We start from the raw sequence: 25,145 nt of genomic DNA on the forward strand, positions 1-25,145 counted from the left end.
CGCTCGCACGCGGAAGGACCACCATCCCCGACGATGGTGGTCCTTCCGCGTTTCGGCGATCAGTCCGCGAGAGCGAGCAGATCTTCCTCGACGACCGGTTCCTCGGCCGGCCGCTTCCGAGCCACCAGGCCGCTCGCCGCGACCAGCAGGCCCAGCACCGCGATCCCGGTGACCACGCTCAGCGCCGGCGTCAGGCCGGTCAGCAACGCCGCCGGTGAAGCCTCGCGGCCGCCGTTGGCGGTCAGGACCGCCGTCACCACCGCCAGGCCGATCGCCCCGCCCACCTGCAGCGACGTGTTCAGCAAGCCGCCGGCCAGGCCCTGCTCGTCGTCCGAGATGCCCGCGGTGGCCTGGATGTTGAGCGACGAGAACGCCAGCGTGAAGCCGATGCCGAGCAGGATCATGCTCGGCAGCACACTGCCCGCGTAACCGGAGTGCTCGTCGATGCGCAGGAACAGCGCGTAGCCGATGACGTGCGCGACCACGCCCGCGAAGATCGTGCGGGGCGTGCCCAGCCGGTCGATCAGCGGCTCGATGCGCGGGGAACCGAACGCCACGATCAGCGCCGCCGGCAGGAAGCCCAGCGCCGTCTGCAGCGCCGACCAGCCCAGCACCCGCTGCAGGTACAGCATCACGACGAACTGGAAGCCGATGTACGCGCCGAAGAACAGCGCACCGCCGAGGTTGGCCCGGGCCAGCGGGCCGGACTTCAGGATGCCCAGGCGCAGCAACGGGTGGCGGCTGCGCTTTTCGATCACCACGAACGTCACCAGCAGCGCCAGCGCGACGGCGAAGGTGATCAGCGTGCGCGGGGCCGCCCAGCCGACCTCCGGCGCCTCGACCACGCCGAACACGAGCAGCAGTGAACCGGCCGCGCCGGTGATGGCGCCCGGGAAGTCGTAGCCGCGGCCTTCCTCGGCGCGGTACGACGGGATCAGCTTCCACGCGGCGACCAGGGCCACCAGGGCGATCGGCGCGGGCAGCAGGAACGTCCAGCGCCAGCCGACCTCGGTCAGCAGGCCGGAGAACACGAGACCGGCCGAGTAGCCGCTGGCGCCGAACACGGCGAAGATGCTGATCGCCTTGTTGCGCGCCGGGCCTTCGTGGAACGTCGTGGTGATGATGGACAACGCGGCCGGTGCGGTGAACGCGGCGGCCAGGCCCTTGATGAACCGGCTCGCGATGAGCAGCGCGCCGTCGTCGACGAGGCCGCCGAGCAGGGAAGCCAACGCGAAGATCGCGACGGCGACGAGGAACACGCGGCGGCGGCCGAGCAGGTCGGCGGTGCGGCCGCCGAGCAGCAGCAGCCCGCCGTAGCCGAGCACGTAGCCGCTGACGACCCATTGCAGCGCGTTGGTGGACAGGCCGAGGTCGGCCTGGATGGCCGGGAGCGCGACCCCGACCATCGACACGTCGAGTGCGTCGAGGCCGATGACGATCGAGACGGTGAGCAGGACACCCCAGAGACGTGCGTCCCACCGGGTCGAGGTGGTGGACAAGGACACGGAAGAACTCATGGCGGCGACATTACATGCACGCGCATCTAATGTCCAAGCATTTAATGTGTTTGCATCTGATGCCTGTGCATGCTAAGTTGGTCGCCGTGAGCGACGTCGCCGAGAAGGAACTGGTCCAGGAGTGGCACGAGCTGCTGGCCCGCTACTCGGCCGTGTTCAGCACGCTGGAGTGCCGCCTGCAGGAGCGCCACGGCATCGGCGCGAACGAGTTCGAAGCGCTGGAGCGGGTCGCGACCGGCGAATCCAAGTGCCGGTCGGCCGACCTCACCGAGGCCATCCACCTCAGCCAGAGCGCCACGTCCCGGCTGGTCGCCCGCCTGGAGAAGGAGGGCCTGGTCGAGCGCGCGCTGTGCGAGGTGGACCGGCGCGGCATCTTCGTCACGATCACCGACGCCGGCCGCGAGAAGTACCTCGCGGCCAAGCAGACCCACCGCGAAGTGCTGCAGGAAACCCTGCGCTAGCTGTATTGCCCTGGGAGGTTGCGATCGTGGAGACACGTGATCGGATGATCTTGGTGTGAGGGAGGGCCTCCGGGTTCGGTGTGGATTGCGACATCTGCACCGACTGTCCTGGAGGCCCTCGTGACCCACGCTAACGCACCCCTGACCCCGACCGGGAGCCTGCGCCTGCCCCGTTGTGTCGTCGAGGAGGGCTGGCCTCTGCGGCGGGCCGCGAAGCGGTTCCAGGTGTCGGTCTCCACCGCTGCCCGGTGGTCGGCCCGCTACCTCGACCTGGGCGAGGCCGGCATGGCCGACCGCTCGTCACGGCCGTGGACCAGCCCGAACCGGACTCCCACCCGGACCGAGCGGCGGATCATCAAGGTCCGGGTGCTGCGCCGGTGGGGACCGGCCCGCATCGCCTACCTGCTCGGATTGAATCCCTCCACGGTGCATCGGTCCTGACCCGCTACCGGCTGGCTCGCCTGAGGCATCTGGATCGGGCCACTGGCCGGCCGGTGCGCCGCTACGAGCACGCCGCTCCTGGTCATCTGGTGCACGTGGACATCAAGAAGCTGGGCAACATCCCCGGCGGCGGCCACCGCGTTCACGGACGCGCCACCGGCGGACGCAACAGCTCAGCCCACCGCGACCCCGCCCGGCCCCGCAAGCTCAGTGGCCGCGCCAACCTCGGCTACCACTATCTGCACAACGCCGTGGACGATCACTCCCGCCTGGCCTACACCGAAATCCTCCCGGATGAAACCAAGGAAACCGCGGCGGCGTTCTGGGTGCGGGCTCAGGCGTTCTTCACCAGCTGCGGAGTCACCGTCGCGCGGGTCCTGACCGACATTCAAGCTTGGTGATGGCCTTGGGATGCTCGCTTGGCGCGGCCGGCTGGGCGAGAATCCGGGGTTCCGGTGCCCGCTTGCCACCGCTTGTTGACCGAGTGGGGGTGTGACCTCTTGCCTGTTGATCGTGGGGCAAGCGGGGCCATCGCCGGGTGACGCGTCCTGTTAGGAACCCGGTGACCACCGGCTTCAGTGTGGATCCCTGTTAGCGAATGTCTGGTACGGCGTCCCCGCAACCGATGGCGGCGCCGGTGGTGATGTCCGCGAGCAGACAGGAGCTCAGACGGTGCGCATGTGGTTGGGAATCGACGTGGCCTGCCGAGCCGCACATCAAGCCAGTCTCACCGATGAGCGTGGCCGGTTCACCTGGTCGGGCCGAAAGTTCCGCACCACGGTGGAGGACCTGCATCGGTTGTGGGCCATGCTGCCCGCCGGCATCGAACCGGCCGCGGTCACGGTCATCATGGAGCCGACGCGCAACGCATGGGTGCCGCTGGCGGCATGGTTTCGCCGCCAGGGCGCCACCGTGGTGATGGTGCCACCCGAGCAATCGGCTGACCTGCGGTCCTACTACGCCAAGCACACCAAGTCCGACCGGCTGGACTCGAAAATTCTGGCCAAGCTGCCGTTACTGCATCCCGACGGCCTGCACACCGCCGCCGGCCTCGGCCCGGGAGAATCGCTGCGGCGGGCGGTCAAACTGCGATCCAACCTGGTCAAACGACGCACCAGCGTCCTCGCCCGGCTCGACGCCCTCCTGGAGCTGCTCGGACCGTCCTGGCATGCGGCACTGGGAGCAGACCTGGCCAACAAGACCCCGCTTCGTTTTCTGGCCCACTACGCCGACCCACACCAGGTCCCCCGGCTGGGCCGGGCACGCCTTGCCCGATTCCTGCACCGCCATTCCCGTGGCTCCTGGGGCGAAACCCAAGCCGACGGACTACTCGCCGCGGCCGACGAAACGCTCGCATTGTGGGCAGAGGAGCTCGACTACCCCGACCTGGCAGACGACATCGCCATCGAGGCACGGCTGGCTCTACACCTCACCGAGGAGATCAAGGATCTCGAGGAGCGCATCAAGGTACTGCTGGCCAGGGCCGACCCTGCAGGCATCGTCCAGTCAGTTCCCGGAGTCGGTCCCATCCTGGCCGCGCAAATCCTCGGCAGACTAGGCGACCCGAGCAGGTTCACCTCGCTGGCCGCTATCCGCTCCTACGCCGGGCTGGTCCCCGGCCTGAACTCTTCCGGCCTGAGCAGTCATCACAGCGGCCCCACCAAGTCCGGTGACGCTTGCCTGCGCGAAGCATTGTTCCTGGCCGCGCAGCACGCCCGCCGCACCGACCCCACTCTCGCAGCGAAGTACCACCGACTGATGACCGTGTCCGGCAAGCACCACAACTCCGCGCTCTGCCACATCGCCACGACACTGCTCACCCGCATCGCTGCCTGCTGGAGACGAGGTGAAACCTACCAGCTCACCGACATCGACAACGCACCGATCTCCATCGTCGAGGCTCGTCGCCTCATCACCGACCGCTACACCGTCCCCGCCGAACTCCGCGCCGCTCGACGCGCCACCCAGCAGCAAAAACGGACGGACCGACGACACAAGGAGTCGCACAGCGCTCCGACGAACGGTCCGTCCACGACCCAGCCTACGGACACCCACGCTGCTTGACATCCGTTAGGAACTCAACGGGTCCTGCTACCGCTCACGACTGTGGCGCGACACGCTGCGCGACGCGCAGGTCACCCACAAACGCACCCGGCCTTACCGGCCACAGACCAACGGCAAGGTGGAGCGGTTCAACCGCACCCTGCTCGACGAATGGGCCTACAACCAGCCACCGCACCGAGACCGAACGCCGCGCAGCGCTACAGGGCTGGCTGCACACCTACAATCACCACCGCGGCCACACCGCACTCAACGGCAAACCACCCGCCAGCCGCATCCCCAACCTCCCTGAACATCACAGCTAGCCGACGGGCCCTTCGATGGCCTTGACCTGGAGCTGCCGCTGACCGCCGGCGGCGCCGGTCACCGTCAACGTCAGCTGGTCACCCGGGTGGTGGGTGTCCATCACGTTCGTCAACGCCGTCGCCGAGCCGGTCGGCTTGCCGTCGATCGCCGTGATCACGTCGCCCGCCGCGAGGCCCGCCTTCTGCGCCGGCCCGCGCTGGACGACCTCGCGGACCTTGGCTCCCCCTTGGCCGTCGGTCACCGAGACCCCGATGAACGCCGTCTTGCCGATGTGGATCTTGTCGGACGCCTGCCCGGCGACGATCTTGTGGGCGATGTCGACGGCCTGGTTGATCGGGATGGCGAAGCCCTGGCCGGCCCCGCCGCTGCGGCGCCCGTTCAGCTGGTAGCCGGTGGACGCGGCGGTGTCGACGCCGATGACCTGGGCGTCCGCGTTGACGAGCGGGCCGCCGGAGTCCCCCGACTCGATGTTCGCCCGGACCTGGATGAGCCCGGTCAGCTGCTCGGAAGACCCGCTGGACTCGTCCGACGCGGTGATCGACTGGTCCAGCGCCGTCACCGTGCCCGGCGCGGGCACCGGGTCGCCACCGCGGCCGCCGGCGTTGCCCAGCCCCAGGATCTGGTCGCCGACCTGCACCTTGGCCGAGTCGCCGATGGTCGCCGTGGGCAGCCCGGACGCGTTCTGCAGCTGCAGGACCGCGATGTCCTCGGTGCGGTCGTAGCCGACGACGTCGGCCTTGTAGGTGTCACCGGTGCCGATGCTGGTGACCTTGATGCTGGTCGCGCCGGCGACGACGTGGTTGTTGGTCAGCACCTCGCCGTCGGCGGTCAGCACGATGCCGGTGCCCGCCGCGGCCGCGCCCTGCAGGCCGAGCTCGGTGTTGATGTTCACGATGGCCGGGTTGACCTTGGCCGCCACGGCGTCGGGGTCGAGCACCGTCTTGGCCGCGCTGGGCTGCCCGGAGAAACCGAAGTTCTGGTTGCCGCCCGCGGTGGGCGCGTTCACCCCCGAGATCAGGTGCCCGATCCCGAGCCCGGCGACCACGGCCAGCGCGATCGCGACGATCGCGACCGTCAGCGCGCGCAGCGGATGACGTCGGCGCGGCGGTGGCTGGTAGGCGGGCTGCGGGTAGGAGTAGGTCGGCTGCGTGTACGGCGGGTACGGGCGGCCCCACTGGTCACGGGGCTGGTCGTACTGCTGCTGGTCGTACTGCTGCTGGGGGTACGGCTGCTGGTCGTATTGCTGCTGGTGGTAGCCCTGGTCCTGCGGGTAGCCGTTCTGGCCGTAGTAGTCCGGCGAGTAGCCACCCTGGCCGTAGCCGTACGGGTACTCGCCGCCGCGTGGGCGTCCTCGGTCGTACTCGCTCATGCACAGCTCCAGCTCTCGACAAGCCTCCGGCTCGTACCAGCAAACGCCTCCTTCCTGAGAATTTCCTGTCGCGCTTCCGTGGACTTGCTGTGGATTACCGCCGGATCCGTTCCATGCCGGGGTCGACCAGCGGCTCGGCGGCCACGGTGGCCGCGACCCGGCGGCCGAAGTACTCGATCTCCACACTGCTGCCGATGTCCGCCGACGCCGGGAGCCACGCGTAGGCGATCGGCCGCCCGACGGTGTACCCGTACGCGGCACTCGTCACGTAACCCGAAGCCACGCCGTCGACGAACACCGGTTCCTTGCCCAGCACGACCGTGCGGCCGTCGTCGATCGTCAGGCACCGCAGCCGCCGCGACGGCGTCCGGCCCGCGAGCGCGTCCCGGCCCAGGAACTCCCCCTTCGCCGGGCGCACCGCGAAGTCGACACCGGCCTCGTACGGGTCGTGCTCGGTGGTCATGTCGGTGCCCCACAGCCGGTAGCCCTTCTCCAGCCGCAGGCTGTTGAACGCCGCGCGCCCGGCCGCGATGGCGCCGAGCGGCTGCCCGGCTGCCCACAGCGCGTCCCACAGCCTGAGGCCGTTGTCCGCGCTGGTGTAGATCTCCCAGCCCAGCTCGCCCACGTAGGACAGGCGCATCGCGACCACCGGCACCCCGGCGATCCGCGCCCGCCGCGCCCGGAAGTACTTGAGACCGGTGTGCGAGAAGTCCTCGCGCGACAGCGGCTGCACGAGGTCCCGCGCCAACGGGCCCCAGACGCCGATGCAGCACGTCCCGCCGGTGATGTCCCGGACCTGCACCCCGGGAGGCGCGTGCTTGACGAAGTGGTCGACGTCGATGCCGCCGTTGATCCCGACCTGGAACAGCTCCGGTTCGAGCCGCGCGACCGTGACGTCGCTGCGGATGCCGCCGGCGTTGTCGAGCATCAGCGTGTAGGTCACCGAGCCGACCGACTTGTCGAGCTGGTTGGTCGTCAAGGATTGCAGGAACGCCAGCGACCCGGGTCCGCTGATCTCCACGCGCTTCAACGGCGTCATGTCGTACAGCGCGACGCCGTTGCGCGTGTGCCACGCCTCGGCCGCGGCGATCGGCGAGTGGAACTGCGCCGACCACGCGTCCCGCGCCGGCGGCAGCCATTCGTGCGGCAGCTTCTTCAGCAGCGGCGCGTTGGCCTCGAACCAGTGCGGCCGCTCCCAGCCGGCCGCTTCCAGGAACACCGCACCCAGCTCGCGCTGCCGGACGTGGAACGGTGTCACCCGCAGGTCACGCGGGGACAGCTTGGGCTGCAACGGGTGCAGGATGTCGTAGACCTCGACGAAGTTCTGCTGCGCCGTCTCGCTCACGTACGAAGGCGCGAGCTGGACCTCCTCGAAGCGGTGGACGTCGATGTCGTGGGTGTCCACTTCGGAATGTCCGTCGACGAGCAGTTCGGCGACCGCCTTCGCGATGCCCGCGGAATGCGTCACCCAGATCGCCTCGGCCAGCCAGAACCCGCGGACGTCGGCCGACTCGCCGACCAGCGACTGGCCGTCCGGGGTGAAGGAGAAGATGCCGTTGAAGCCCTCTTCGACCTTCGTCTGGCGCAACGCGGGCAGCAGCAGCCGGCTCTGTTCCAACGACGGCGCGAAGTCGTCTTCGGTGAAGGGCAGCATGGACGGCATCGCCGTCTCGGTCACCGAAGGATCCAGTGTGGACTCGTCGACCGGCATCGGGCGGTGGGCGTAGGAGCCGATGCCGAGCCGGTCGACGTGCTCGCGGAAGTACAGGTCCTGGTCCTGGTGACGCAGGATCGGCAGGCTCGCCTCGACCTCTTCGCGGTTCGAGGCACTCTTTCCCGCCGAGAACCCATCGGTACCGTTGCGCCCGGCGAGTTCCGCGAGCTGCCCGGTCTTCGCGTATTGGTGGGCCAGCGGCAGCAGGGGGACGTCCATGCCGGCCATCGCGCCGATCTCGCGGCCCCAGAACCCGGCGCACGACACGACCACGTCGGCCGCGAAGTCGCCCTGGTCGGTCCGGACGCCGGTGACGCGGCCGCCGTCGGACAGCACGTCGGTGACCCGCGTCGAGCCGATGAACCGGGCCCCGCGCGAACCCGCCCGCTCGGCCAGCACCTCGACGGCCTTGGCGGCCCGCGCGAGCCCGTCGGTGGGGACGTGCAGCGCGCCGAAGATCCGCGAACCGTCCAGGAGCGGCCAGCGCTCGACACATTCGGAAGCGTCGATCAGCGACCCTTCGACGCCCCACGACGTCGCCCAGCCGTGCTTGCGCTTGAGGTCCTCCCAGCGCGCCGGGGTGGTCGCCACCTCCATGCCGCCGACCTGGAGGAAGGAGTCCAGCTCCAGGAACTTTTTGACGGTGTACCGGGCGAAGTCCGTCATCGCCTTGGACGCGTTGGTCTGGAACACCAGGCCGGGCGCGTGCGAGGTGGACCCGCCGGTGCGCGGCAGCGGGCCCCGGTCGAGCACGGTGACGTCGGTCCAGCCGCGGGCGGTCAGCTCGTCGGCCAGGTTCGCGCCGACGATGCCGGCGCCGATGATCACGACCTTCGGTGCACTCATGGCGGAACTCCTTCTACCGGAACACAACAGTGCTGTTGCCGTTGAGCAGGACGCGGCGTTCGCAGTGCCAGCGCACCGCGCGGGAGAGGGCGAGGGCTTCGGCGTCACGGCCGACGGTCACCAGCTCGCGCGGCGAGTACGTGTGGTCGACGCGCTGCACTTCCTGCTCGATGATCGGGCCCTCGTCGAGGTCGGGGGTGACGTAGTGCGCGGTCGCGCCCACGTACTTGACGCCCCGGTCGTAGGCCTGGTGGTAGGGCTTGGCGCCCTTGAATCCGGGCAGGAACGAGTGGTGGATGTTGATCGCGCGGCCTTCGAGCTTCTGGCACAGCTCGTTCGACAGCACCTGCATGTACCGGGCGAGCACGATCAGATCTGCTTCGTACTCCCCGACCAGGTCGAGCAGCCGCTGCTCGGCCTCGGGCTTGGTGTCGGGCGTGACCGGGACGTGCACGAACGGGACACCGGCCGCCTCGGCCATCGGCCGCAGGTCCTCGTGATTGGACACGACCACCGCGATCTCGGCGCCGAGGCCGCCCGCGCGCCAGCGGAAGAGCAGGTCGTTGAGGCAGTGCCCGAACTTCGAGACCATGACGAGGATCCGCGGCGGCGTCCCGTCGGAGAAGCCGAACTCCATGCCGAAGTCGCCGGCCACCGGGGCGAACGCGCGGGTCAGGTCGTCCACCGTGGTCTGCTCGGTGCGGGTGAAGGACGTGCGCAGGAACAGCGAGCCGCGGACGTCGTCGTCGAACTGCTGGTGCTCGACGATGTCGCAGCCCTGCCCGACCAGGAACGTCGTGACGGCGTGCACGATGCCCGAGCGTTCCGGGCACTTGAGCGTCAGGGTGAAGGTCACGAGACGTACTCCAGACTCGCGTCGGCCAGCCAGGCCGTGAAGTAGTCCGAAAAGGACTGCCGCACGAGGATCGTGTAGCCCTCTTCCCGGACCATGAGGACGATCCCGGTGCGCGCGAGGAGCGTCTGGACGCAGGCACCCGGCGGTAACACCTCCAGATCGATCGAGCACCCGTGCGCCAGAACGTCGGCCGGTGACTCCCTACGCTTAAGTGCCACATCATTGGGGCATTTGGCCGTAGGCACATGCGAGCCGGTCAGCCGGAAGACGTTCCGCTGCGCCGAGACATCCACCACGGCGGCACTTTCACGTGAAAGTGCCGCTTCCAGCTCGGCTTGGCGGCCCGGTGCGGCAAGGACGAGGTACTCGTCCGGGCCCATCCAGAGGATGTCGGCGCCGTTGCCGGTCGTGAAGGTGCACGGGCCGGGCAGGGGGACCCCGAGGAGCGACTCGCCCTCGCGGAGGCGGACGGTGAGCTGGGTGCGGAACTTCTCTTCGGCGATGTCAACCGTCACGGCGGGCTCCTTCCTTGTCGAAGAGCACGGATTCGGTCACGGTCACCGGCACCACCCGGTCCCCGACCGGCACGTAGAGCGTCTCGCCGATCCGCGCGCGACCCGAGCGGACGAGAGCGAGCGCGAAGGTGCGGCCGAGGGCGGCGCTGTCGTAGCTGGAGGTGACGTGGCCGAGCATCCGCACCGGCGGTTCCGGCACCGTCTCCGATTCGATGATCTGCGACCCTTCCGGCAGCAGGATCGACGGGTCCACGGGCAGCAGGCCGACGAACTGCTTGCGGTCCGGCCGGTTGTTCTCGGCGCGGGCGAAGCTGCGTTTGCCGATGAAGTCGGCCTTCTTCTTCGACACGGCCCACGACAGGCCGAGGTCCTGCGGGGTGACCGTGCCGTCGGTGTCCTGCCCGATGATCGGATAGCCCTTCTCGGCCCGCAGGACGTGCATGGTCTCGGTGCCGTACGGCGTGGCGCCCTGGTCCACTATGGACTGCCAGAGCGCGGGTCCGTGCCACGACGGGACGTTGATCTCGTACGCCAGTTCGCCGGAGAAGCTGATCCGGCAGACCCGCGCCGCGAGCCCGGCGACTTCGGCGTCCTGCCAGGTCATGAACCCGAAAGCCGCATCGGACACGTCGAGATCCGGCGCCAGGCGGCCCAGTACCTCCCGCGAACGCGGCCCGACCAGCGGGATCGTGGTCCAGTGTTCGGTGACCGACGTCGCGAAAACACGCAGGTGCGGCCATTCCGTCTGGAGCCACTCCTCCATCCACTCGAGGATCTTCGCCGCGTTGCCCGTCGTCGTGGTGACGAGGAACCGCTCCTCGCCGACGCGGATCACCGTCCCGTCGTCGATCACCATGCCGTCGACGCCGCACATCACGCCGTAGCGGATCCGGCCGACCTTGAGGGTGCTCATCATGTTCGTGTAGAGCATGTCGAGGAACCAGCCGGCGTCCGGGCCCTGGACGTCGATCTTGCCCAACGTGGACCCGTCCATGAGGGCGACGTCGGTGCGGGCCGCGCGGCATTCGCGCCGGACGGCGTCGGACATCGACTCGCCGGGCCGCGGGTAGTACCACGGCCGCTTCCACTGGCCGACGTTCTCGAACTCGGCGCCGTGCTCGACGTGCCACGGGTGGATCGTCGTGACGCGCACGGGGTCGTGCAGCTCACCGCGGTCCCGCCCGGCGAGTGCGGCGAACGAGACCGGGGTGTACGGCGGCCGGAACGTCGTCGGGCGCTGGGTCGCCAAGTCGGCACCGAGGGCTTCGGCCGTGATGCCGGCGGCGAGCATGCCGGAGGTCTTGCCCTGGTCGTGCGCGGTGCCGATGGTCGTGTAGCGCTTGATGTGCTCCAGCGAGCGCAGCCCGGCGCCGGTGGCACGCAGGACGTCCGACACGGTCGCGTCGCGCTGCTGGTCCACGAAGCGGGTGTCCACTTCGGACTCGGGCGCGGGCACCTGCCAGAGCACCTTGGTCTCCGGTAAGCCTTCACCCGCGGCCGCGCCGACGACACGCACCGTCGGCAAGTCACCGTCCGGGACGTACGCGCCCAGCTCGGCGGCGTACCGGAGCTTGCCTCGGGCCTGGCTGAACAGGTGCACGGCCGGGTTCCAGCCGCCGGAGACGAGCAGCAGGTCGCACTCGACCCGCTCACCCCGCGTCTCACCGAGTTTCGCGATGTGCGCGGCGGTGATGTGCCCGTCGGCACCGCCATCGGTGCCGATGATGCCCTGGCCCGCGCGGGCGTCGACGATCCGCACGATCTCGGCCCCGGCCGCGGCCAGTTCGGTGGCGGCGTCGTACGCGGAATCGTTGGTGGTGAACACGACCACGCGCCGCCCGGCGAGCACGCCGTAGCGGTTGAGGTACGTGCGAGCAGCCGAAGCGAGCATGATGCCGGGACGGTCGTTGTCCGGGAACACGATCGGACGCTCGTGGGCGCCGGTCGCGATGACGATCCGCTTCGCCCGGATCCGCCAGACGCGCTGCCGCGAGATGCGTTCGGGAGCCGCGGGCTCGCCCCGGCGTTCCAGGGCCAGCACGAACCCGTCGTCGTAGACCCCGAACGCCGTGGTGCGCGAGAGGAACCGGACGCCCTCGGGAGCTTCGCCGTCGGGCTGGTCGTCCACGAGCAGGACCCGGCCGGACGCGGCGGCCGCGGCGGCACGCCCGGCGGGACCGGCACCGATGACCAGGACGTCACAGTGGGCGTGCTTGGCGTCGTAGCGAGCCGGGTCCGGTTCGGCGGCGAGGCGGCCCTGGCCGGACAGACCACGAGCGACCAAGCCGTCGTACAGCTCGACCGTCGTCGCGCTCAGCATCGGCTCCGGGAACGGTTTTTCGATCTGCACCAAGGCGTTCGAGTCCTCGACGCCGGCGCCGACGATACCGCGCGGCCGGCCGTACCTGACGCTGGTCGCAACCCGGTGGATGCCGTTGGCCAGCAACGCGGACGCCAGGGTGTCGCCGAGGAAACCGGTCAGCTCACGGCCGTCGAAGGTGAACTTGAGGGGAGAGCCGCCGATGCCGCCATCCCAATTGTGCAGTCGGGTCACGGGATCACCGGCCGGGGTTCGTCGAGGCGGTAGACCGCCAGGAGGTCGTGGGTGCGGGTGTCGCGGACGGCGTTGAACCACCGGCGGCACCCCGCGGAGTGGCTCCAGCGCTCGGCGAACGGGCCACTCGGGTTGTCGCGGAAGAACACGAACTTCGCCCACTCCTCATCGGACAGTGCCGACGGATCCGCGGGGTAGGCGACGTGCGCTTGGCCGCCGTAGTGGAATTCGGCCTCTTCGCGCGGCCCGCACCACGGGCAAGGGATCAGCTGCATCAGGAACTCCTAGTGCGCGACGGCGGCGGCGCCGTGCTCGTCGACGAGGGCACCGGTGGTGAACCGGTCGAGGGCGAAGGGCTCGGCGTACTCGTGGGGCTTGCCCCGCGCGATGGTCGCCGCGAAGACGTCCCCGACGCCGGGGGTGGCCTTGAAGCCGCCGGTGCCCCAGCCGCAGTTGAGGAACAGGTTCTCCACCGGCGTGAGGCCGATGATCGGCGAGGCGTCCGGGCTGGTGTCGACGATGCCCGCCCACGTCCGCAGCAGGTGCGCCCGCGCGAACACCGGGAACAGCTCCAGCGCGGCGGCCATCTGCTGCTCGATGATGTGGAACGAGCCGCGCTGGCCGTAGCCGTGGTAGCTGTCGATGCCCGCACCCATCACGAGCTCGCCCTTGTGCGCCTGGGAAACGTAGACGTGCACGGCGTTCGACATGACGACCGTCGGGTGGATCGGCTCCAGCAGCTCCGACACCAGCGCCTGCAGCGGGTGCGACGTCAGCGGCAGGTCCAGGCCCACCATCTTCGCCAGCACCGAGGTGTGCCCGGCCGCGCACAGCCCCACCTTGCCGGCGGCGATCCGGCCCCGGGTCGTCTCGACGCCGGTGACCCGTCCGTCCACTGTGGAGATCCCGGTGACCTCGCAGTTCTGGATGAGGTCGACGCCCAGCTCGTGCGCGGCGCGGGCGAAACCCCAGGCCACGTAGTCGTGCTTCGCGATGCCCGCGCGCGGCTGGAAGGTCGCGCCGAGCACCGGGTAGCGGACGTCCGGGCAGGTGTTGACGATCGGGCAGATCTCCTTGACGCCGTCGGCATCCACCCACTCGGCGTCGATGCCGTTGAGCTTGTTGGCCTCCACGCGGCGGACGCTGTCGCGGACGTCCTGCAGGCTGTGCGCCAGGTTGAGCACCCCGCGCTGGCTGAACAGGATCGGGTAGCCGAGGTCCTCCTCGAGCCCTTCCCACAGCTTGAGCGAGTGCTCGTAGATGCCGGAACTCTCGTCCCAGAGGTAGTTCGAGCGGATGATCGTGGTGTTGCGGGCCATGTTGCCGCCGGCGAGCCAGCCCTTCTCCAGCACGGCCACGTCGGTGATGCCCTGTTTGGCGAGGTAGTACGCCGTCGCGAGGCCGTGCCCGCCGCCGCCGACCACGACGACGTCGTAGGCCTTCTTCGGCTCGGGGTTGTCCCAGAGGAAGTCCGGGTGTTCCGGCAGGTCGGTCATCGAGCCTCCTCCGAGGGGTACAGCGGGAACGCTTCGGCCAGCGCGGTGACGCGGGCCCGCAGCTTCTCGGCGTCGTAGCCGGGCCGGAGCGCCTCGGCGATGACGTCGGCGGCCTCGCGGAACTCCGCGTCCCCGAAGCCGCGGGTGGCCGGCGCCGGGGTGCCGATGCGGAGACCCGACGTCACCATCGGCGGCCGCGGGTCGAACGGGACGGCGTTGCGGTTCACCGTGATGCCGACCTCGTGCAGCCGGTCCTCGGCCTGCTTGCCGTCGAGTTCGGAGTTCCGCAGGTCGGCGAGGACGAGGTGGACGTCGGTGCCGCCGGTCAGCACCGAGATGTCCTCCTCGACGAGCAGCCGCTCGGCCAGGAGCTTCGCCCCGCGCAGCGTCCGCTGCTGGCGCTCGGCGAACTCGGGTTCCCCCGCCATCTTGAAGGCGACCGCCTTGGCCGCGATGACGTGTTCGAGCGGACCACCCTGCTGACCGGGGAAGACGGCCGAGTTGACCTTCTTCGCGAGCGCCGGGTCGTCGGTGAGCACCACGCCGCCACGCGGGCCACCGAGGGTCTTGTGCGTGGTGGTCGTCGTGACGTGCGCGTGCGGCACCGGCGACGGGTGCAGGCCCGCGGCGACCAGCCCGGCGAAGTGCGCCATGTCGACCAGCAGGTACGCGCCGACCTCGTCGGCGATCTCGCGGAAGCGGGCGAAGTCGAGCTGCCGCGGGTAGGCCGACCAGCCGGCGATGATCAGCTTCGGCCGGTGCTCCTTCGCCAGCCGTTCGACCTCGGCCATGTCCACCCGGTAGTCCTTTTCGGACACTTCATACGCGGCGACGTCATAGAGCAGGCCGGAGAAGTTGATCCGCATGCCGTGGGTCAGGTGGCCGCCGTGGGCCAGCGACAGGCCGAGGATCCGGTCCCCGGGCTTGAGCAGCGCGGCCATGGCGGCGGCGTTGGCCTGGGCGCCCGAGTGCGGCTGGACGTTGGCGAACCCGGCACCGAAGAGCGCCTTGACCCGGTCGATGGCGAGCCGCTCGACGACGTCGACGTGCTCGCAGCCGCCGTAGTAGCGGCGGCCCGGGTACCCCTCGGCGTACTTGTTGGTGAGCACCGAGCCCTGGGCCTGGAGCACCGAAAGCGGCGCGAAGTTCTCGGAGGCGATCATCTCCAGCGTCGTCTGCTGGCGGCGCAGCTCGGCGCCGATCGCTTCGGCCACCGCCGGGTCGTAGTCGGCCAAGGAGCGGTTGAGCATCGATGGCATCGGGAACCTTCCGTGGTCGACTTCTGATATATCAATCGTCGATGTAGACTAAGCGGCGTGCACCCCCAGGTCAATCCCCCTTCGCTGGCCGAACAGGCGTACCGCTACGTGCGTGATCGCCTGGTCATGCTGGACATCCCGCCGGGCTCCCCGCTCAACGAGGAAGAGCTCGGCAGCACGCTCGGCATGGGCCGGACGCCGATCCGCGAGGCGCTGAAGCGGCTGGAGTCCGAACGCCTGGTCGTCGCCTACCCGCGGCGCGGGACATTCGCCACCGACGTCAACATCTCCGACCTCGCGCACATCTCCGAGGTGCGGCGGACGCTGGAGCCGATGGCGACGGCCGCCGCGGCCGGGCGCGCGACCGAGGCCGACCGGACGGCCCTGACCGAGCTGCGCGCGCAGCTCGACGCGGGCGTCCCGGGCCGGGACAACGCCGAGCTGCTGCGCACCGACCTCGCCCTGCACCGGGCGATCTACCGGTGCGTGCACAACCCGTTCCTCGAGGACACGCTGATCCGGTACGACAACCTCGCGACCCGGATCTGGTGCGTGTTCGTGCCCCGGCTGTCCGGGATGGCCGGCCACGTCGACGAGCACGTCCCGCTCCTCACCGCGATCATCGAGGGTGACGCCGAGAAGGCCGCCGCCCTCACGCTCGAGCACGTCACCGGGTTCGAGGCCGCCATCCGGGCGTTGATCTAGACCGCCAGCCTCGCCCGGACCCAGTCATGGAAGGCGCCGATGTGGTGCTCGCTGGGCACGAGCACCCCGCCGTTGACGTAGGAGCGCGAGTCCATCGCGAGCTGGCAGCGTTCGCACGCCTCGAAGTCCTGGAGGTTGACGCGGTGGAACAGCTCCACCGAGCGGGTCAGATCGCGCCCGGACTCGACGACTTCGGGCAGGTAGAGCCAGTCGCAGCGGACCAGCGTCCGGTCCGGGGCGAGCGGGAACATCCGGTGCAGGATCACGTGGTCCGGGACCAGGTTGACGAAGACGCCCGGTTTGATGGTGATCGCGTAGTACTTGCGGTCCTGGGCTTCGGTGACGCCGGGCAGCCGGTCGACGCCTTCGGAGCCGTCGATGGTGAAACCCTTGACGTCACCGCCGAACTCGGCGCCGTGGCCGACGTAGTACTGCGCCGCGTAACCGTCGGCGAACTCCGGGAGCACCTCGGTGAGCTCCGGGTGGATCGTCGCGCAGTGGTAGCACTCCATGAAGTTCTCGATGATCTGCTTCCAGTTCGCCTTCACGTCGTACTCGATGCGCTTGCCCAGCGCCAGGCCGTCGATGCCGTAGGCGTCGATCTCTTCGGCACCGCCGAGGCGTTCGGTGACCGCGCCGACGACGGTGTCTTCGAACGACGGCGGCTCGTCGGCCAGGCAGACCCAGGCGTAGCCGAGCCACTCGCGCAAGTGGACCTTCGTCAGGCCGAACTCGGTCCGGTCGACGTCCGGCATCCCGGTGAGGTTGGGCGCGGCGATCAGCTTGCCGTCGAGGCCGTACGTCCAGGCGTGGTACGGGCACTGGAAGGCGCGCTTGACCGTGCCGTTCTCCGAGGTGCACAGCCGGGCGCCGCGGTGGCGGCAGACGTTGAGGAACGCGTTCAGCTTGCCGTCCCGGCCCCGCGAGACGAGCACGCTCTCCTTGCCGATCTGCACGGTCTCGAACGACCCGGAACCGGCGAGGTCGGCGCTGCGCACGGCGCAGAACCAATCCGCCTCGAAGATCTTCGCCTGCTCCAGCGCGAAGACCGCCGGATCGGTGTAGGCGCTGCCGGGCAAGGTGGCGAGCAGGCTCGGCGGCAGATCGGTTGTGGTCACCGGCGTGGTCCTCTCCGCGGATCAGGACGGGAGTAGTTGCGCAGAACGCGGCTTGTTGCACACTCCGCACCAGAGTGACTCCTGTCCAACCCCCTGTCAACCCACGTTTTTCAGGGCCCCGCCACGGGTTCGTGCGCCGTTCGGGGCATCACGCGTGATTGAGCAGGCATCACGCGTGACTGGGCGGGCATCTCGCGTGATTTAGCGGGCATCTCGCGTGACTGGGCGGGCATCAGCCCGATGCCCCTTCAATCACGCGAGATGCCTCTCCAATCACGCGGGATGCCCGTTCCGTCACGCGGCGGGGCCGTTGATGGCGCGGCGGAAGAGGGTTTCGATCTCCTCGCGGGTGGGGCGGGGGTCGGCCAGGGCCGCCTGCATCAGGAGGCCGCAGAACAAGCCGGCCAGGAGGCGGCCGGTGAGCGGGTCCGTGCGGGAGCCGAAGAACGCGATCAGGGCGTCGTCCCAGGCCGCGCTCGCCTTGCGCAGCCGCGGCCGGTGCAGCGCGGCCACGTACAGGTCGTACTCGACCACGGTGTCGCGGTACTGCTCGTTGATGTAGCCCATGACCAGGTCGGCGAGGGCCGCGGCGAAGTCGGTGGCCGGCGGGAGCGCCGACTCCCACTCCTTCAGCGCGTGGACGTTCTTCTCCGCCGCCTCGACCAGGGCCACTTCCAGCAGGTCGTCCAGGGTCGCGAAGTGGTAGGTCGTCGAGCCCAGCGGTACGCCGGCGGCCGCCGCGACGGCCCGGTGGGTGACGCCGTCGATCCCCCGCTGGGCGACGACCTCGATCGCGGCCTTGGCGATCCGCGCCCGCCGTTCCGGGTCGTTCGGGCCGCGGCGCCGGGCCGCGGCGGGTTCCGTCTTCGACATCGGTGTCGAGCCCCCTTGTGGACATCTGTACACGCTTCGCGTACAAATGTACGCACTCAACGCGCCGAGCAGCCACTACCGATCCGGGAAGGGCCGCATGAAAGACCTCCACATCGACGGGATCTGGGCAGACGCGTCCGCCGGCACCCGCTCCGACGTGCTGAACCCCGCCACCGGCCAGGTCATCGAGACCGTCGCCGAAGCGGGTCGCGAGGAGGTCGACGCCGCGGTCAGAGCCGCGCGGAGGGCCTTCGACGAAGGTCCGTGGCGGCAGACGACCGCCACCGAACGCGGTGAGCTGCTACGACGCACGGCCGACCTGCTCGTGCGCGACCGCGAGGAACTGGCCCGCACCGAGAGCCTCGACACCGGCAAGACCCTCGGCGAAGGCCGCATCGACATCGACGACGTGACCAACGTCTTCCGCTACTACGCCGACCTGGCCGGCAAGGACGCCGGACGCCTGGTCGACGCCGGCAGCCCGACCGTCGTCAGCCGGATCGTGCACGAACCGGTCGGCGTCTGCGCGCTCATCGCCCCCTGGAACTACCCCCTGCTCCAGATGTCCTGGAAGGTCGCGCCGGCACTGGCCGCGGGCAACACCGTGGTGCTCAAGCCCAGCGAGGTCACCCCGCTGACCACGATCAAGCTGGTCGCCCTGCTCGAAGAAGCCGGCACGCCACCCGGCGTCGTCAACCTCCTGCTCGGCGACGGCCGCGTCGGCGCGGCGATGGTCGAGCACCCGGCCGTGGACCTGGTCTCGTTCACCGGCGGCTACGCGACCGGCGAGAAGATCATGACCGCCGCCGCGAAGGGCGTCCGCCGGGTCGCCCTCGAACTCGGCGGCAAGAACCCGAACGTCGTCTTCGCCGACGCCGACTACGAAACGGCGCTCGACTACGCCCTGATGGCGGCGTTCGTCCATTCCGGACAGGTCTGTTCAGCGGGCGCGCGGCTGATCGTCCAAGATGGCATCCATGATCGGTTCGTCGCCGACCTCGCCGCGCGTGCCGACCGCATCCGGGTCGGCGACGGCCTGGATCCGGAGACCGAAACGGGTCCGCTCGTCTCGGCGCAGCACCGCGCCAAGGTCGAGGGCTACATCGAAAGCGCTCTCGCGGAGGGCGCCCAGCTCCGGGCCGGCGGCAAGCGCCCCGAAGGACCGGAGTACGAAAGCGGTTTCTTCCTGCGTCCGACCGTTTTCTCCGGCTGCACCCGGGAGATGACGATCGTCCGGGAAGAGGTCTTCGGCCCGGTCGTCACCGTGGAACGCTTCACCGACGAAGCCGACGCGATCGCGCTGGCCAACGACACCGAGTACGGGCTCGCCGGAGCCGTGTGGACGTCGGACGCGTCCCGCGCCCAGCGCGTCGCCGGGGCCCTGCGCCACGGCACCGTGTGGATCAACGACTACCACCCCTACCTGCCCCAGGCGGAGTGGGGCGGGTTCGGCAAATCGGGCATCGGCCGCGAACTCGGGCCGTCCGGGCTGGCCGAGTACCAGGAGAGCAAGCACATCTACCAGAACATCGACCCTGTTCCGCAGCGCTGGTTCAAAGGCTGAAGCTTCCCCACCACCACGTAAGGACGCTGCCATGACCACCCAGGAAATACCGGCGGGCGGGGGGCCTGCTGCCGACGACAACTCCGACCTCGAAAAGTTCGGCTACCGCCAGGAGCTGGAGCGCTCGCTCGGCTCGTTCTCCAGCTTCGCCGCCGGCTTCAGCTACATCTCCATCCTCACCGGCGTGTTCCAGCTGTTCTTCTTCGGCTTCGGCTCGGGCGGACCGGCGTTCATCTGGACCTGGCCGCTGGTCTTCGTCGGCCAAGCCGCCGTGGCCCTGTGCTTCGCCGAACTGGCCGGGCAGTTCCCGCTCGCCGGCTCGGTGTACCAATGGGCGAAGCAGATCGCGAAACCGGCGACGTCGTGGCTGGCCGGCTGGATCATGATCATCGGCGCGATCGTGACGGCGGCCGCCGTCGCGGTGGCGTACCAGATCATCCTGCCGCAGGTGTCGACCGCGTTCCAGCTCGTCGGCAGCGACGAAGACGCCGGCCTGACGTCGACGCCGGGCGGCGCGCAGAACGCCATCATCCTGGCCCTGGTGCTGGTCGTGTTCGCCACGATCGTCAACATCATCGGCGTCAAGCTGATGGCGAAGATCAACAACTTCGGCGTCGCGGTGGAGCTCGGCGCGAGCGTCCTGCTGGTGATCGCGCTGGCCATCCACATCAAGCGCGGCCCCAGCCTGGTCTTCGACACCGCCGGCACCGGCGAGGGTCACTCGTTCGGGTACCTCGGGGCGTTCCTGGTGGCGTCGCTGATGAGCGCGTACGTCTTCTACGGCTTCGACACCGCGGGCTCGCTGGCCGAGGAGACCACCCAGCCGCGGCGGCACGCGCCCCGCGCGATCCTCCGGGCGATCACGGCGGCGTTCATCGTCGGCGGGCTGATCATGCTGTTCGGGATGATGGCCGTCGGCGACCTGAGCGCCAAGGAGCTCAGCACGTCCGGCATGCCGTACCTGCTGAAGAGCACCCTCGGCGAGGGGCTCGGCGACGCCTTCCTGATCTGCTCGGCGATCGCGATTACCGTCTGCTGCCTCGCCGTGCAGACCGCGGCGATCCGGATGACCTGGGCGATGGCCCGCGACGGCCGCCTGCCGTTCAGCAAGGCCATGGCGAAGGTGTCCCCGCGCTCGAAGACGCCGGTGCTGCCCGCGCTGCTCACCGGCGGGCTCACCGTCGTCGTGCTGCTGATCAACCTCGGCAACCAGCGGGCGTTCTTCATCCTGACCTCGACGGCGATCATCCTGTTCTACATCCCCTACCTGATGGTCACCGGCCCGATGCTGGTGCGCCGCCTGCGCGGCGGCTGGCCGCGCCCGGACCACGGCCCGTACTTCAAGCTGGGCCGCTGGGGCACGCTGGTGAACCTGGTCGCGGTGGTCTACGGCGCGGCCATGACGATCAACCTGATCTGGCCGCGGGCCGAGGTCTACGGCTCCGACCACTGGTACTTCCAGTGGGGCGCGGTGATCGTCACCGGGCTGATCGTGATCATCGGTGCGATCATGCTCTACGTCCGGCGCCACACCTGGGGCTCCGCGCACACGAGCCCCGAACACATGCCCGACAACGCCCCGGACACCCTGCCCGGCTGAGGAGGACGCATGAGTACCGAGACCTACGACTTCGTCATCGTCGGCGGTGGTTCGGCGGGCTGCGCGCTGGCGAACCGGCTGTCGGCCGACCCGGCGAACAAGGTCCTCGTCCTGGAGGCGGGCCGGTCGGACTTCAAGTGGGACGTCTTCATCCACATGCCCGCCGCGCTGACCTTCCCGATCGGGTCGAAGTTCTACGACTGGGGCTACCGCAGCGAACCCGAGCCGTACATGAACCGCCGTCGCATCTACCACGCGCGCGGCAAGGTGCTCGGCGGGTCCTCCAGCATCAACGGGATGATCTTCCAACGCGGCAACCCGATGGACTACGAGCGCTGGGGCGCCGACCCCGGGATGTCCACTTGGGACTACGCGCACTGCCTGCCGTACTTCAACCGGATGGAGAACTGCCTCGCTGATGACGACCCGCGCTCTTCAAACAGCACAGTCGGCCAGTGGCGCGGCCACGACGGTCCGTTGGAGCTCGAGCGCGGCCCGGCGTCGAACCCGTTGTTCAAGGCCTTCTTCGACGCCGCCGAGGAAGCGGGCTACCCGCGCACCGACGACGTCAACGGCTACCGGCAGGAGGGCTTCGCGGCCTTCGACCGGAACGTCCGCAAAGGACGGCGGCTGTCGGCGGCCGGCGCCTACCTGCACCCGGTGATGGACCGGCCCAACCTCACGGTGAAGACCCGCGCGTTCGTCTCGCAGATCCTCTTCGACGGCACGCGTGCGGTCGGCGTCGAGTACGCGCAGGGCCGGGGCGTGCCGGCCGAGGTGTACGGCAAGGAGATCATCCTCTGCGGCGGCGCGATCAACACGCCGCAGCTGCTGCAGCTCTCCGGCGTCGGCAACGCCGCCGACCTGGAGAAGCTCGGCATCGACGTCGTGAAGGACCTGCCGGGCGTGGGCGAAAACCTGCAGGACCACCTCGAGGTGTACATCCAGTACACCTGCAAGCAGCCGGTGTCGATGCAGCCGTCGCTGGCGAAGTGGAAGCGGCCCTACATCGGCGCGCAGTGGCTGTTCCTGCGGTCCGGGCCGGCCGCCACCAACCACTTCGAAGGCGGCGGGTTCGTCCGGTCCAACGACGAGGTGAAGTACCCGAACCTGATGTTCCACTTCCTGCCGGTGGCGATCCGCTACGACGGTTCGGCGCCCACGGAAGGGCACGGCTACCAGGTGCACGTCGGCCCGATGTACGCCGACACCCGCGGCTCGGTGAAGATCACCTCGACCGACCCGCGGCAGCACCCGGCCATCAAGTTCAACTACCTGTCGACCGAGAACGACCGCCGCGAATGGGTCGAAGCGGTGCGGGTGGCGCGGAAGATCCTCAACCAGCCCGCGCTGGAGCCGTACAACGGCGGGGAGATCTCGCCCGGGCCTCGAGTAGACACGGACCAGGAGATCCTCGATTGGGTCGCCAAGGACGCCGAGACCGCGTTGCACCCGTCGTGCACGACGAAGATGGGCGTGGACGACATGTCCGTCGTCGACCCGCAGACCATGCGGGTGCACGGCACCGAGGGCCTGCGCGTGGTCGACGCGTCGGTGATGCCCTACATCACCAACGGCAACATCTACGCCCCGGTGATGATGACCGCCGAGAAGGCCGCCGACCTGATCCTCGGCAACACCCCGCTGGCCCCGCTCAAGCTGCCGTTCTACCGGCACGGGGAGAACTAGCCTCCGGCGTCGCAGCGCCCGTACCGCCATCCCCGGTACGGGCCTTCGGCGTGCCCGGGATACCCGTTATCCGGTAACGAAAACTACCCGGGCGTACCCCCTTGACGACGTCCTCCGGGGGATTCAGACTTTGTTGCGGATCACAGTTGATGTTCCCCTATGCGCAACAGTCTCGGAGGACCCATGATGCGCGCGTGCACGGTGGACGAGCTGCCCCCCGGTGAGTCGGTCCGGATCCCCGGGCCGCCCGCCATCGCGGTGTTCCACACCGAGGACGGCGAGCTGTACGCCATCGGCGACACGTGCACGCACCAGGACGCCTCCCTGGCCGACGGCTGGCTCGAAGGCTGCTTCGTCGAGTGCCCGCTGCACGCGGCGCTGTTCGACCTGCGCACGGGCATGCCGACCTGCCTGCCGGCGAAGGACCCGGTGCGCACGTACGCCGTGGTCGTCGACGAAGGCGTCATCTACGTCCGGGGCGTGGCCGACGAGGACGCCGCGTGAAGCGCGTCGCGGTCGTCGGCGCTTCACTCGCCGGGGTCCGCGCGGCGCAGGAGCTGCGCGCGCAGGGGTACGACGGCGGGATCGTGCTGATCGGCGACGAGCCGCACCTGCCCTACGACCGGCCGCCGCTGTCGAAGGCCTTCCTGGCCGGGACGGCGTCACGGGAGTCGCTGGAGCTGCTCGACGCCGGCGACCTGGCGTCGCTGGCCCTGGACTTCCGGCTCGGCGTCCGGGCGACGGCGCTGGAGCCGGGCAACCGGCGCGTGCTGCTGTCGGACGGCACGTCGGTGCACGCGGACGGCGTCGTGATCGCCACCGGCGGCCGGGCGCGCCGGCTGCCGGGTCTCGCGGGCGCCCACACGCTGCGGACGGTCGACGACGCCGTGGCGCTGCGGGCCTCCCTGGTGCCCGGGGCGCGCGTGGTGATCGTCGGGGCCGGCTTCATCGGGGCCGAGGTGGCCTCGACGTGCCGGTCGCTGGGTCTCGACGTGGTCGTCCTGGAAGCCATGGCCGCGCCGCTGGCGCCGGTCCTCGGCCCGTCACTGGCCGCGGCCTGCGCCCGGCTGCACCTCGACCACGGCACGGACCTGCGCTGCGGCGTCCGGGTTTCCGGCCTCACCCCGGCCGGCGTCGAGCTGGCTTCCGGCGCACTCGTCCCGGCCGACGTGGTCGTGGCCGGCGTCGGGATGACGCCGGCGACCGAGTGGCTGGCGGGCTCGGGGTTGACGGTCGGCAACGGCGTCCACACCGACGCGGGACTGGTCACTTCGCTGCCTCAGGTCGTGGCGGTGGGCGATGTGGCCCGGTACGGGGGACAGCGGCACGAGCACTGGACGAACGCGTCCGAGCAGGCACCGGTCGCGGTGGCCAACCTGCTGGCCGGGCACAGCGCGCGCACCTACACCCCGAGCGGATACGTCTGGTCGGACCAGTATTCGGGGACCTTGCAGCTGGCCGGGCACCCCCGCCCGGACGACACGCTTTCGTTCGTGGACGGCGACCCGTCGTCGTCTTCGTTCGTGGCGACGTTCTCGCGGGACGGCTCGACGGTGGGCGTCTTCGCCCTGAACAACGCGAAGCTGTTCAACCGCGTGCGCCGGCAGGCCCTGCGCCGCCCGGCGACCGTCTGAAAGTCTCAACCGGGCCTTCAAGGCTACGCTTCACGGGCGTGGAGCTGAGTCTTGACGAACTACGAGCGTTGACGGGCTGGGCCGCTTCCTGCGCTTCCCGGGTCCTGCCACTGTACGAAACCCGGGTCCCCGACGACCCCCGCCCCCGCGCGGCGATCTCGGCGGCTCAGGAGTTCGCCGCGGGCGCTCCGCGCACGAAGCTGCTTCGCACGGTGGCCTGGGCCGCCCTCTCGGCCGCTGGTGAGACCTCCGACCCCGCCGCCTCCGCCGCCGCCCGCGCGGCGGTCGGCGCGGCCGGGGCGGCGTACCTGCATCCCCTGGCGTCGCCGCACCAGGTGAAGCACATCGTGGGCCCGGCCCAGCAGGCAGCGTTGGCGCGCGAGCTGGCGGGCGGTTCCGCGGAGGCCGAGCTCGAGTGGGCCCTCACGCAGGCCCCACCGGAGGTGAGCACCCTCCTGCACCGCTTCCCACCGGGCAAACCGGGCAAAACCCGCCTCGGCGAGCTGCACCGCCTGCTGGAAACCGCCCTCCGAGCACCCCGCGACGGAAATCACCCGTGATGCCACG

At 69.7% G+C, this 25,145-nt stretch carries 20 protein-coding genes and 2 pseudogenes; 11 read left to right on the forward strand and 11 right to left on the reverse strand.

Annotated elements, in window-relative coordinates:
• Positions 1–59: 59 nt before the first annotated feature.
• The gene (locus AB0F52_RS31595; protein ID WP_360179052.1) at positions 60–1,517 is read right to left on the reverse strand and encodes an MFS transporter; all 1,458 of its coding nucleotides are present in this window, start codon (positions 1,515–1,517) and stop codon (positions 60–62) included.
• 86 nt (positions 1,518–1,603) lie between these two features.
• On the opposite strand from AB0F52_RS31595, the gene AB0F52_RS31600 reads away from it, so the two are divergent.
• From AB0F52_RS31600 to AB0F52_RS31615, 4 genes and pseudogenes are all read left to right on the forward strand, one after another.
• Positions 1,604–1,978, forward strand: coding sequence for a MarR family transcriptional regulator (locus tag AB0F52_RS31600; RefSeq protein WP_360179054.1), 375 nt, complete (start codon positions 1,604–1,606; stop codon positions 1,976–1,978).
• Between the two features lie 120 nt (positions 1,979–2,098).
• Positions 2,099–2,805 (forward strand): annotated as a pseudogene (locus AB0F52_RS31605) (IS481 family transposase); the annotation flags it as partial.
• 292 nt (positions 2,806–3,097) lie between these two features.
• The gene (locus AB0F52_RS31610; RefSeq protein ID WP_360179389.1) at positions 3,098–4,483 is read left to right on the forward strand and encodes an IS110 family transposase; all 1,386 of its coding nucleotides are present in this window, start codon (positions 3,098–3,100) and stop codon (positions 4,481–4,483) included.
• A gap of 16 nt (positions 4,484–4,499) precedes the next feature.
• Positions 4,500–4,785: pseudogene (locus tag AB0F52_RS31615) on the forward strand (integrase core domain-containing protein); the annotation flags it as partial.
• On the opposite strand, the gene AB0F52_RS31620 reads toward AB0F52_RS31615, so the two are convergent.
• From AB0F52_RS31620 to glyA, 8 genes are all read right to left on the reverse strand, one after another.
• Positions 4,782–6,155 carry a trypsin-like peptidase domain-containing protein gene (locus tag AB0F52_RS31620; protein WP_360179056.1) on the reverse strand — a complete coding sequence of 458 codons (1,374 nt, stop codon included), beginning with the start codon at positions 6,153–6,155 and terminating at the stop codon, positions 4,782–4,784. The pseudogene AB0F52_RS31615 and the gene AB0F52_RS31620 sit on opposite strands and share 4 nt — an antisense overlap.
• 94 nt (positions 6,156–6,249) lie before the next feature.
• Positions 6,250–8,715 (reverse strand): FAD-dependent oxidoreductase, encoded by a 2,466-nt coding sequence (locus AB0F52_RS31625; protein ID WP_360179058.1) that lies wholly within the window; start codon positions 8,713–8,715, stop codon positions 6,250–6,252.
• 13 nt (positions 8,716–8,728) lie between these two features.
• Positions 8,729–9,571, reverse strand: coding sequence for a formyltetrahydrofolate deformylase (purU, locus tag AB0F52_RS31630; RefSeq protein ID WP_360179060.1), 843 nt, complete (start codon positions 9,569–9,571; stop codon positions 8,729–8,731).
• Complete coding sequence (locus tag AB0F52_RS31635; protein ID WP_360179062.1) at positions 9,568–10,086, reverse strand: sarcosine oxidase subunit gamma family protein; 519 nt, start codon at positions 10,084–10,086, stop codon at positions 9,568–9,570. The genes purU and AB0F52_RS31635 overlap by 4 nt, the downstream gene beginning before the upstream one ends.
• Positions 10,076–12,640 (reverse strand): 2Fe-2S iron-sulfur cluster-binding protein, encoded by a 2,565-nt coding sequence (locus tag AB0F52_RS31640; RefSeq protein ID WP_360179064.1) that lies wholly within the window; start codon positions 12,638–12,640, stop codon positions 10,076–10,078. Before AB0F52_RS31640 ends, AB0F52_RS31635 begins: the two co-directional genes overlap by 11 nt.
• Complete coding sequence (locus AB0F52_RS31645; RefSeq protein WP_360179066.1) at positions 12,637–12,915, reverse strand: sarcosine oxidase subunit delta; 279 nt, start codon at positions 12,913–12,915, stop codon at positions 12,637–12,639. The genes AB0F52_RS31640 and AB0F52_RS31645 overlap by 4 nt, the downstream gene beginning before the upstream one ends.
• A 9-nt stretch (positions 12,916–12,924) precedes the next feature.
• Positions 12,925–14,136, reverse strand: a complete 1,212-nt coding sequence (locus AB0F52_RS31650) for a sarcosine oxidase subunit beta family protein (protein WP_360179068.1) — start codon at positions 14,134–14,136, stop codon at positions 12,925–12,927.
• Positions 14,133–15,395: a serine hydroxymethyltransferase gene (gene glyA / locus AB0F52_RS31655; protein ID WP_360179070.1), complete on the reverse strand. Its 1,263-nt coding sequence runs from the start codon at positions 15,393–15,395 to the stop codon at positions 14,133–14,135. Before glyA ends, AB0F52_RS31650 begins: the two co-directional genes overlap by 4 nt.
• A 57-nt stretch (positions 15,396–15,452) precedes the next feature.
• Between glyA and AB0F52_RS31660 the strand changes: the two genes are divergently transcribed.
• On the forward strand, positions 15,453–16,100 hold the full coding sequence (locus AB0F52_RS31660; RefSeq protein WP_360179072.1) for a GntR family transcriptional regulator: 648 nt from the start codon (positions 15,453–15,455) through the stop codon (positions 16,098–16,100).
• Here AB0F52_RS31660 and AB0F52_RS31665 read toward each other — a convergent pair.
• Both AB0F52_RS31665 and AB0F52_RS31670 read right to left on the reverse strand, forming a co-directional pair.
• Positions 16,097–17,218, reverse strand: coding sequence for an aromatic ring-hydroxylating dioxygenase subunit alpha (locus AB0F52_RS31665; RefSeq protein WP_360179074.1), 1,122 nt, complete (start codon positions 17,216–17,218; stop codon positions 16,097–16,099). The two genes, AB0F52_RS31660 and AB0F52_RS31665, sit on opposite strands and share 4 nt — an antisense overlap.
• Positions 17,219–17,512: 294 nt before the next feature.
• Entirely contained in the window at positions 17,513–18,091 is a 579-nt protein-coding gene (locus tag AB0F52_RS31670; protein WP_360179076.1) for a TetR family transcriptional regulator, read from the reverse strand.
• Positions 18,092–18,188: 97 nt separating this feature from the next.
• Here AB0F52_RS31670 and AB0F52_RS31675 point away from each other — a divergent pair, with 97 nt between their 5' ends.
• The 6 genes from AB0F52_RS31675 to AB0F52_RS31700 all read left to right on the forward strand — a co-directional run bounded on the left by AB0F52_RS31675 (position 18,189) and on the right by AB0F52_RS31700 (position 25,138).
• The gene (locus AB0F52_RS31675) at positions 18,189–19,655 is read left to right on the forward strand and encodes an aldehyde dehydrogenase family protein (RefSeq protein WP_360179078.1); all 1,467 of its coding nucleotides are present in this window, start codon (positions 18,189–18,191) and stop codon (positions 19,653–19,655) included.
• Between the two features lie 31 nt (positions 19,656–19,686).
• A complete protein-coding gene (locus tag AB0F52_RS31680) occupies positions 19,687–21,255 on the forward strand; it encodes an amino acid permease (RefSeq protein WP_360179080.1) in 1,569 nt (522 codons plus the stop codon).
• Between the two features lie 9 nt (positions 21,256–21,264).
• Positions 21,265–22,944 carry a choline dehydrogenase gene (gene betA / locus AB0F52_RS31685; RefSeq protein ID WP_360179082.1) on the forward strand — a complete coding sequence of 560 codons (1,680 nt, stop codon included), beginning with the start codon at positions 21,265–21,267 and terminating at the stop codon, positions 22,942–22,944.
• A 183-nt stretch (positions 22,945–23,127) separates the two neighbouring features.
• Positions 23,128–23,448, forward strand: coding sequence for a bifunctional 3-phenylpropionate/cinnamic acid dioxygenase ferredoxin subunit (locus AB0F52_RS31690; RefSeq protein ID WP_360179084.1), 321 nt, complete (start codon positions 23,128–23,130; stop codon positions 23,446–23,448).
• Positions 23,445–24,578, forward strand: a complete 1,134-nt coding sequence (locus AB0F52_RS31695; protein WP_360179086.1) for an FAD-dependent oxidoreductase — start codon at positions 23,445–23,447, stop codon at positions 24,576–24,578. Before AB0F52_RS31690 ends, AB0F52_RS31695 begins: the two co-directional genes overlap by 4 nt.
• 38 nt (positions 24,579–24,616) lie before the next feature.
• Positions 24,617–25,138, forward strand: a complete 522-nt coding sequence (locus tag AB0F52_RS31700) for a putative immunity protein (protein ID WP_360179088.1) — start codon at positions 24,617–24,619, stop codon at positions 25,136–25,138.
• Positions 25,139–25,145: the final 7 nt, after the last annotated feature.

This window comes from Amycolatopsis sp. NPDC024027, assembly GCF_040638975.1.
Classification (GTDB): domain Bacteria; phylum Actinomycetota; class Actinomycetes; order Mycobacteriales; family Pseudonocardiaceae; genus Amycolatopsis.

Coding starts and splice junctions, on each gene's coding strand:
- AB0F52_RS31595 (WP_360179052.1), bottom strand. CDS start 1,517: ATGAGTTCTTCCGTGTCCTTGTCCACCACCTCGACCCGGTGGGACGCA.
- AB0F52_RS31610 (WP_360179389.1), top strand. CDS start 3,098: ATGTGGTTGGGAATCGACGTGGCCTGCCGAGCCGCACATCAAGCCAGT.
- AB0F52_RS31620 (WP_360179056.1), bottom strand. CDS start 6,155: ATGAGCGAGTACGACCGAGGACGCCCACGCGGCGGCGAGTACCCGTAC.
- AB0F52_RS31625 (WP_360179058.1), bottom strand. CDS start 8,715: ATGAGTGCACCGAAGGTCGTGATCATCGGCGCCGGCATCGTCGGCGCG.
- AB0F52_RS31645 (WP_360179066.1), bottom strand. CDS start 12,915: ATGCAGCTGATCCCTTGCCCGTGGTGCGGGCCGCGCGAAGAGGCCGAA.
- AB0F52_RS31650 (WP_360179068.1), bottom strand. CDS start 14,136: ATGACCGACCTGCCGGAACACCCGGACTTCCTCTGGGACAACCCCGAG.
- glyA (WP_360179070.1), bottom strand. CDS start 15,395: ATGCCATCGATGCTCAACCGCTCCTTGGCCGACTACGACCCGGCGGTG.
- AB0F52_RS31670 (WP_360179076.1), bottom strand. CDS start 18,091: ATGTCGAAGACGGAACCCGCCGCGGCCCGGCGCCGCGGCCCGAACGAC.
- AB0F52_RS31675 (WP_360179078.1), top strand. CDS start 18,189: ATGAAAGACCTCCACATCGACGGGATCTGGGCAGACGCGTCCGCCGGC.
- AB0F52_RS31680 (WP_360179080.1), top strand. CDS start 19,687: ATGACCACCCAGGAAATACCGGCGGGCGGGGGGCCTGCTGCCGACGAC.
- betA (WP_360179082.1), top strand. CDS start 21,265: ATGAGTACCGAGACCTACGACTTCGTCATCGTCGGCGGTGGTTCGGCG.
- AB0F52_RS31690 (WP_360179084.1), top strand. CDS start 23,128: ATGATGCGCGCGTGCACGGTGGACGAGCTGCCCCCCGGTGAGTCGGTC.